General features: G+C 35.8%; 6 protein-coding genes. 3 read left to right on the top strand and 3 right to left on the bottom strand.

The features are described 5' to 3' along the window. Nucleotides 1-120 precede the first annotated feature (120 nt). The 3 genes from ACOVO2_RS15125 to ACOVO2_RS15115 all read right to left on the bottom strand — a co-directional run bounded on the left by ACOVO2_RS15125 (nucleotide 121) and on the right by ACOVO2_RS15115 (nucleotide 4,035). Nucleotides 121-1,128: a hypothetical protein gene (locus ACOVO2_RS15125; RefSeq protein ID WP_421770787.1), complete on the bottom strand. Its 1,008-nt coding sequence runs from the start codon at nucleotides 1,126-1,128 to the stop codon at nucleotides 121-123. 304 nt (nucleotides 1,129-1,432) lie between these two features. Further along, entirely contained in the window at nucleotides 1,433-2,077 is a 645-nt protein-coding gene (locus ACOVO2_RS15120; RefSeq protein WP_421770786.1) for a response regulator, read from the bottom strand. A 65-nt stretch (nucleotides 2,078-2,142) separates the two neighbouring features. Next, complete coding sequence (locus ACOVO2_RS15115) at nucleotides 2,143-4,035, bottom strand: tetratricopeptide repeat-containing sensor histidine kinase (protein WP_421770785.1); 1,893 nt, start codon at nucleotides 4,033-4,035, stop codon at nucleotides 2,143-2,145. A 182-nt stretch (nucleotides 4,036-4,217) separates the two neighbouring features. On the opposite strand from ACOVO2_RS15115, the gene ACOVO2_RS15110 reads away from it, so the two are divergent. The 3 genes from ACOVO2_RS15110 to ACOVO2_RS15100 all read left to right on the top strand — a co-directional run bounded on the left by ACOVO2_RS15110 (nucleotide 4,218) and on the right by ACOVO2_RS15100 (nucleotide 7,330). Next, nucleotides 4,218-4,934 carry a 6-phosphogluconolactonase gene (locus ACOVO2_RS15110; RefSeq protein ID WP_421770784.1) on the top strand — a complete coding sequence of 239 codons (717 nt, stop codon included), beginning with the start codon at nucleotides 4,218-4,220 and terminating at the stop codon, nucleotides 4,932-4,934. A gap of 11 nt (nucleotides 4,935-4,945) precedes the next feature. Further along, the gene (locus ACOVO2_RS15105) at nucleotides 4,946-6,826 is read left to right on the top strand and encodes a hypothetical protein (RefSeq protein WP_421770783.1); all 1,881 of its coding nucleotides are present in this window, start codon (nucleotides 4,946-4,948) and stop codon (nucleotides 6,824-6,826) included. Between the two features lie 120 nt (nucleotides 6,827-6,946). After that, complete coding sequence (locus ACOVO2_RS15100; protein WP_421770782.1) at nucleotides 6,947-7,330, top strand: sugar 3,4-ketoisomerase; 384 nt, start codon at nucleotides 6,947-6,949, stop codon at nucleotides 7,328-7,330. Nucleotides 7,331-7,339: the final 9 nt, after the last annotated feature.

Genomic DNA, 7,339 nt, shown 5'->3' with positions numbered 1-7,339 from the left:
TATGAAAAATCAAGCCTCTGTAAGGAAATTCCTGTATCGAATTGAAAGCGTTATATAAATTCAAAACAACACCCGCTAATCGGTTAAATATTTAGTCTGAATTATCTGGTAAGAATGATTCTAACTGGCATATTCGTTGGGAAATTGTTGCTTGCAGCCGTAGGGTTGGTTATAAAGTTTAACCGAAACCGTATTGGCTGCCGAAACCCACACTTGCGAAACTATCAACGGGCCTATGTCTTGGATAAAATTCAGAATAACGTTATCGCCAACGGCTGCACCAGTTGCTGTTACGGTCAAAGTAGTAAAATTATTAGCCGCATAAATAAAACCCATCGTAGTTTCGATACGGATATGTTTTGATAGAGTACCACTCCCAACACCGATACTGCCACCTACCTGCAAAGTATCAGTAACACTCAACGACCCATTTACATTTGCTACTCCACTTCTACTAACCGTAAATTTCCAGTCATCGCCAAGTTTAACCCCGAATCTTTCGGAGTTTGCAGTAGCGGTTTCCATTCCGATAAATGCCCCGTCTGTGGCGTTTATCCCGTTAGTTTGATTATTAAACCAAATACCAGCGTTTTGTGTAGAATGACGGAAACGTCCTACCCCCCCAACTTCGAGCATATCAGCCGAATTAAAAGTAGTACCGATTCTCACTCTTCCATTCAACCATGCAGCGTGTTGATTGGCGTTTTCGCCCCCATAAGCATAAACCCCAAACGCCTGTGTCGAAACAGGTGCGTTTATACTAAAATGTCCTCCATAAGCCACAGCAGTGTTAGTGTTTCCTAAGGTAATTTGTACTGAATTTCCATAGACAAATTGCGAAAAATTACCAATAATTCTGGTTTTTACGCCATGTCCAACAGATGAGACCGTATTAGAACTTGAACTGAGATAGGTATTTACACCAATAATTTCAATATTCCCATTGGTATTATTCAATGTCGTTGCTTGAAAATCTCCTCCGATAGCCATAGCGGAAGCAACTGAGCTGGCAAACACTCTACCCGCCACACCTACACCTATGCCTTGTAAAAGATTTGTACTTCCTGTTACACCCGTTGCATAACTTGAGTTTGATAAATTTGTAGACAACCCCTGCGTTGCTTCCATTGGCTTGGGCAAGCCCCAATAAACCTGCAAAAGTTTTGTTGGCGATATTCGGTGTAGTAAGAGGTACTTCGGACAGAATACCCGTTCGGTAAAATGACTCAACATCTGAACTTCCTGTTCCGCGTGAATAGATTAGACTTTGGGTTCCTTGAAGATTAATTTCAGCTGCGTTTTGTGCAAAACTGTGATTTAATGCAAAGATGGCAGCAAAAAACGTTGATTTCAATATCGTTTTCATAGAGCTTTTTTCTACAAAAATCCGATATTAAACAAAATCAGTCAATCGGATAAATATATGGTTTTGTTAGACAATCTTCTCTTTGAGGGCTTTTACTACTGCCTCCGACTTTGAATTTACGTGCAACTTCTTGTAGATATTGTTGATATGGCTACGCACCGTACCCATACTGATATAGCAATTTGAGGCAATCATTTTGTAGGAATCGCCATTGACAAGGCATTTCAGAATATCGAGTTCACGCTCAGAGAGGTTATTTTCCTTGTTTTGAACAGCTTTTGGTTGATTAAAAAATTCCAAAACCTTACGGGCAATGGCGGGAGTCATCGGTGAACCACCGTTGTAGATTTCGTGGATAGCTTCGATGATTTCGATGATTTTAGATTTTTTCAGCAGATACCCACTTGCACCCGCTTGCAAGGCACTAAAAAGTTTATCTCGGTCTTCAAAAACAGTCAATATCAGAATATTAACTTGCGGATATCGCTCTTTGAGTAGTTTGGTGGCATCAATGCCATTCATCAATGGCATATCAACATCCATCAAAATAACGTCGGGCGTGGCAATTTTGCTATTCTCCAAAATATTTATAGGCGAGTCATAAGCTCCCAAAAAATCAAATTCTTCGGAACTTTGGAGCAAGTGCGTCAGGCTGGTTCGGAGCGTGGCGTTGTCTTCGTATAGTGCTACTTTTATCACGGTCTCGTTCATAATGTTTATGGGTAGCAAAGTGAATATTTTTTTTAGAAAATATCAATCAGATAAATATATGGTTTTTAGATTTCGAAGGCTAATGTAACCTCTGTACCTGAACCAATTTCGCTATTAACCACCAAATTTGCTCCGATTTTCTCCGCTCGCATTTTCATATTTCTTTGCCCATTTCTCACAGTTTCAGCTTCTCTATCAAAGCCCACACCATCATCTTTTACGCTCATTATTAATGACTTACCTTCAATTTTTCCTAAAATCGAAGTATTTTTACATTGACTGTATTTTACCAAATTATTGATGGCTTCTTTCAGAATTAAGTAAATATCACGGCGTTTGCCCATGTCAATACGCAAATTTTCTAATTCGGAGGAAAAATTGAACTGAAAATCAATATCTTTTGATTCAAAAAGTGGAATAGCAAATGATTTCAAACGAGTTTCAAGATTGTTGAAAGAATCATTTTCGGGGTTGATTGTCCAAATAATGTCGTCCATTTTTTCAATCACTTCTCTCGAATCATTGCTCACTTGCTGCATAATTTCTGGCTTAAATTCACCTTTCTTTTTTTGAAATGCTACGATTTCCGATAAAATTGAAATGCTGCTCAGGGTACTACCAATTTCATCGTGGAGGTCGGCCGAAATTCTGTTTCTAAGTTTTTGGTTTTCTTCCAATCGTTTCAACTTATTTCTGTTAATCAGAAAGGCTATTGAAATGATGGCCAACAAAATTGCTAAAATAGTACCTCCTAAAAGAGCATTTCGTTGCCAATTGGCAGTTTTGGCTTCTTCGTTTAAAAGTTTTATTTGGGTTTCTTTTTGTTCGGTTTCGTATTTTGCCAATAAATCTCTCGATAACTCTTCTGATTCAATCTTTGCACTTGAATCTTTCAAAGCATTGTATTCTTTCAATAACTCAAATGCTCTTTTATGATTATTTATCTTTGCATAAAACTCAGCCAAAATGTTAGTACTATATTCTTTATCTGCCAAATCTTCTACTTTTTCATTTAGTTGATAGGCTTCTACCAAATATTTTTCGGCTATAGGATAGTTTTTCTGTTCCATATAATACTCTCCTAAAATTCCTGTGGCAGATTGAAGCCCAACTGGCGACTCCAATTGTCGGCAAAGTTTTTCGTTTTCTAATAAATATGGTTCTCCTTTTTTGGGTTGTCCAAGATTTGCGTATGTTCGCCCAACATTTGAAAGTAAATCGGTTTGCAGCAATAAATAGTTTGCTTTTTTTGCATGAACAAGCCCTTTCAAATAATGAGTAAGAGCTTCTTTTTCTTTGCCCATATCGTCGTACAGATTCCCCATTTTATTTTCTTGAATACCCATACTCTGCTCATCTGCTTTTTTAGTAGCGATTTCCAAGGCTTTTTGAGTATATTTCAATGCTTCTTTTGGTTTTTTGTATGCTTTCAGTACTCCCGAAACCAATCCATAAGGACCTGCATCTAAAAACTTGATAGGAAAATTGTTTTTTTCTTGCAAATCAATGGCTTTCAATGCCAATTCCATAGATTTGTCTTTATTGCCGAGGTTTCTATAAGCCAATGCAATATTGGCAAGCGAAGCTTCTCGTAAATACAAGTTGAGTTTATGTTTCTTTACCATTTCTAAGCATTTTTCATAATTGGCAAGTTCGAGTTTATACTCCGATTTTTGATTATGAATAATTCCTTTTAATAAATAATGAAAATAATAGCCACGACCGTAATTCAATTTTTCAGAAAGCGACAAAACTACTCTATTCAGCGAATCGGCCATTTTATAGTTAGCTTTTTCATAAATCACTTTCAATGTATAAGGCCGTAATGCCCAAATGTAAAGCGTATCTTTAGGTTTTGTTTTTAGGAATGTTACGAGTGAGTCGAAAGTAGTTGGTACTTGGGCTTTCGAGACTGTGGTAAAACAAAGCAAAAAAATGAATAAATATAAAGTTTTCATCGATTTTTTAGGTTAGTATAGTGACATAACTATCTGATGAACAGAAAATTAAGGCAGAAATTTGTGATTACAAAAACAAAAGTAAATTATTGAGAATACGGTATTTATGAGATGAAATAAAATTGCAAAAACAAATATTAAATCATAGCTTTGGAGCCTTAGAAATCATGTAATTTTCATAAATGCAAATACAAACTTTTCAAAACCCAGAGCAATTAGCAACTCATACAGCCAAGTTTATCATTGATTTAGTAAAAACCAAACCTACTGCGACACTGATTTTAACTTCGGGCGATACACCAGTTTTGACATACAAAAAAATAGTTGAATTGGCAAAACCTTCTGATTTTGAGCAAGTTACAATCATTGGTCTTGACGAATGGGTGGGTGTGCCTGCCACAAGCGAAGGCAGTTGCCGATACATCGTAGAAGAAAATTTATTGAAACCACTCGAAATTAATCTTGAACAATATACTTTTTTTGATTCAATGTCAGCAGACCTTGAATCAGAATGCAAACGTGTTGATGAATTACTTTTTAGTAAAGGTGGTGCAGATTTGATAATGGTTGGAGTAGGAGTGAACGGTCATATTGGCTTAAACGAACCTGGGTACAGTTTTGATAACTATTGCCACGTTTCAGAACTGGCTGATGTCACAATTACCATCGGTCAGAAATATTTTAAGGAAATCACCTCCCTTACACAAGGTATCACAATTGGTTTAAAACATCTTTTGGAAGCCAAAGTTGCCATTTTAATAGCAACTGGTGAACGTAAATCTGAGGTTTTAAAACAAACTTTTGACCAAGAACCAAACGTTGGACTTCCATCGACAGTTTTTAAACTTCATACCAATTCTTACGTTTGGGTTGATGAAGCAGCCGCTAAACTTTTATGATGCAGAAATTGATGAGTCAAAAAAAAATAAATTTACTTTTTATAGCTATCACCATATTTTTACCAATTGTATATGGCGTTTTTTTTATTAGAAACTTTTCGATGCCACTATCGGGTGGTGGAGATGTCGATGAATGGGAATACGTGGGTTATTATCTTTCACAACACCTTAGTTTCAAGCCATTTCCGAGTTTAGTTTTTAATCATAATCAAACATTTTATCCTTTTGGTACTACCCAAGTTTTCTCTGACTGGTCGCTCGAAAGCAATTACTGGTTTGCTTTTTTCTACAATAATTTCGGTCATGGAGCTTGGCTAAACTATTACTACATTCTTAGTTTAATCGTTTCATTTTTAGGCTCTTATTTAATTTTAAAAAGAGATTTTGGGCAGACAAAGGCTTTTTTTGTGGGTTTTATAGTAACCTTTTTTAATTTTTATGCCCTCAATAAATACCCCAATCACTACAATCACAGCACAATTCACTGGGCAATTCTGAGCCTTTTTACGGACTTTATTTTAGTTAAACGAATCATTCTCAAAGAAAATATATCTCTAAAATGGGTATATTTAAAGGTATTTATACTTCTGGCTACCCTCGGAATGAATCTGGGTTATATTTGCGGATTTGCCCTGAATAGCTTTGTAATAAGTTTAATTGCCGTGATACTAATCATTGTAAAAAGGATTGCAAGAGGCGAAAACCAACTGAAAAAGTATCTTATCGACTGGTATGCTGACATAAAGCGTTCGCCAATGCTCTATTTGACATTGAGTCTTCCGAGCTTAATATTTATGTTTTTGTATTTACCTTTAGTATTGCAAATCTATTTTGAAGCTAAATCATTTCATCTCGATGATGTCAATGCTCCGCATTTTTGGAGTCACCCGCTGCGGATGTTATTGCCATATTTTCCAAATTTTAGTGCATTACATAATCCATTTACGTACCTTTTGAATGATATGCCCGAAGGATTGGGGTCGGGAAGTCCCGGCTGGGTTTGTTTGAGTTTGGGAATCATTGGCTTTTTTAGCAATCGAAAACAGTTTTGGTTAGTATTCTTGCCACTGATTATTCTGTTATTGATTTCTACTTTTTATCATCCGAACAAGATACCAACACTAAAAATCTTCCCGTGGGGAGCATACAATCGTGTACCATCGAGGTTTACTTCCTTGTTACCTGTCATTTTTTCGTGTTTTTTCTTGCCAACTGATGTAAGAAAAATACCGTATAATAAATTTTTTTTAGTAGCTTTTACAACTTTTTTTGTGCTTGAACTGTCAGTAGTGTATAAATACCGCTACACACAGAAGCCTTTTGAGTTTGAGAAGAATTTTTTTGGTTATATGCAGCAAGTAAAAATGCAAAAAGGTGAAGCTGTGATGGATTTTCCGTTTTGTATAGTTGGTGGAGATGGTACAGGTTTAAGAGAAAACTTATGTCCGATTTTTCAACGAACCTGCAATGTATATGCTTTGAGTCGTTTTCACGAAAAGAAAGTTATTGGAGGCTATTACAGCCACGTACATGATTCGGCCATAAAGGGATTTGTTGGGGTTGGAATTGGAAATTGGGCAACGCCTAATGATAGTACATACATCGAAGGCTGGAAAAAGGCAACGAAAATTATAAATGCTTTTAATGACCAGCAATTAGAACATTTTATAAAGTATTTTCAATACAATGATTTTGCAGGAATAAACGTTTGTGTTGATTTGATACCAACCAAAATGTATCAACAGATAACATCTGCAATGGGGCAGCCTACGCAATCAACAATTTTCCCAGGGGCAGGTAAAGTAGTGTTTATTCCAAAACCAAAAGACTGGCAAATTTTGGTTAATAAAGAAAAGGCAAAACAATTGAAGTTTCCTTGTGGTTGTGAATAAGTCGCATTTTAAATATTGGCAACGTTATCGGGAACGATTGCATTAATTTATAGAATAGTTTTGTTGTATGATTGTATAAATCGTAGATAAATTTAGGTTTAATTTAGAAATATTATTTGCATGGCAACCTTATTAGAGTTACAAACATTTTTATCGGAAAAGGGAAGTTTAACAGTTTTTGAAAAGGTTCTTACAAATGGTATTAAACGCATTTTTTACATCTATAATGCATTTAATCAGGTTCGTGGAGGGCATCGTCATAAATTGGCTTACAATGCTCTTACATGTGTGAGTGGGTCGTGTAAAGTATATGTTCACAATGGCGAAACTGAAGAAACATTTATTTTAGATACTCCTGACAAGTGTGTTTTACTCGAACCAAGAGATTGGCATACCATGTACGATTTCTCAGAGAGTGCCGTTTTGTTGGTACTTTCTGATAGATTTTATGAAAAAGAAGATTATATCTATGAAAAATATGATGAATTAATGATATCTGAATAAAAAAAAGAC

It is taken from the genome of Emticicia sp., assembly GCF_049241225.1.
Taxonomy (GTDB): Bacteria; Bacteroidota; Bacteroidia; order Cytophagales; family Spirosomataceae; genus Emticicia.
The sequence above is the reverse complement of the archived record's forward strand: the minus strand, read 5'-3'. Positions and strand labels throughout refer to the sequence as shown.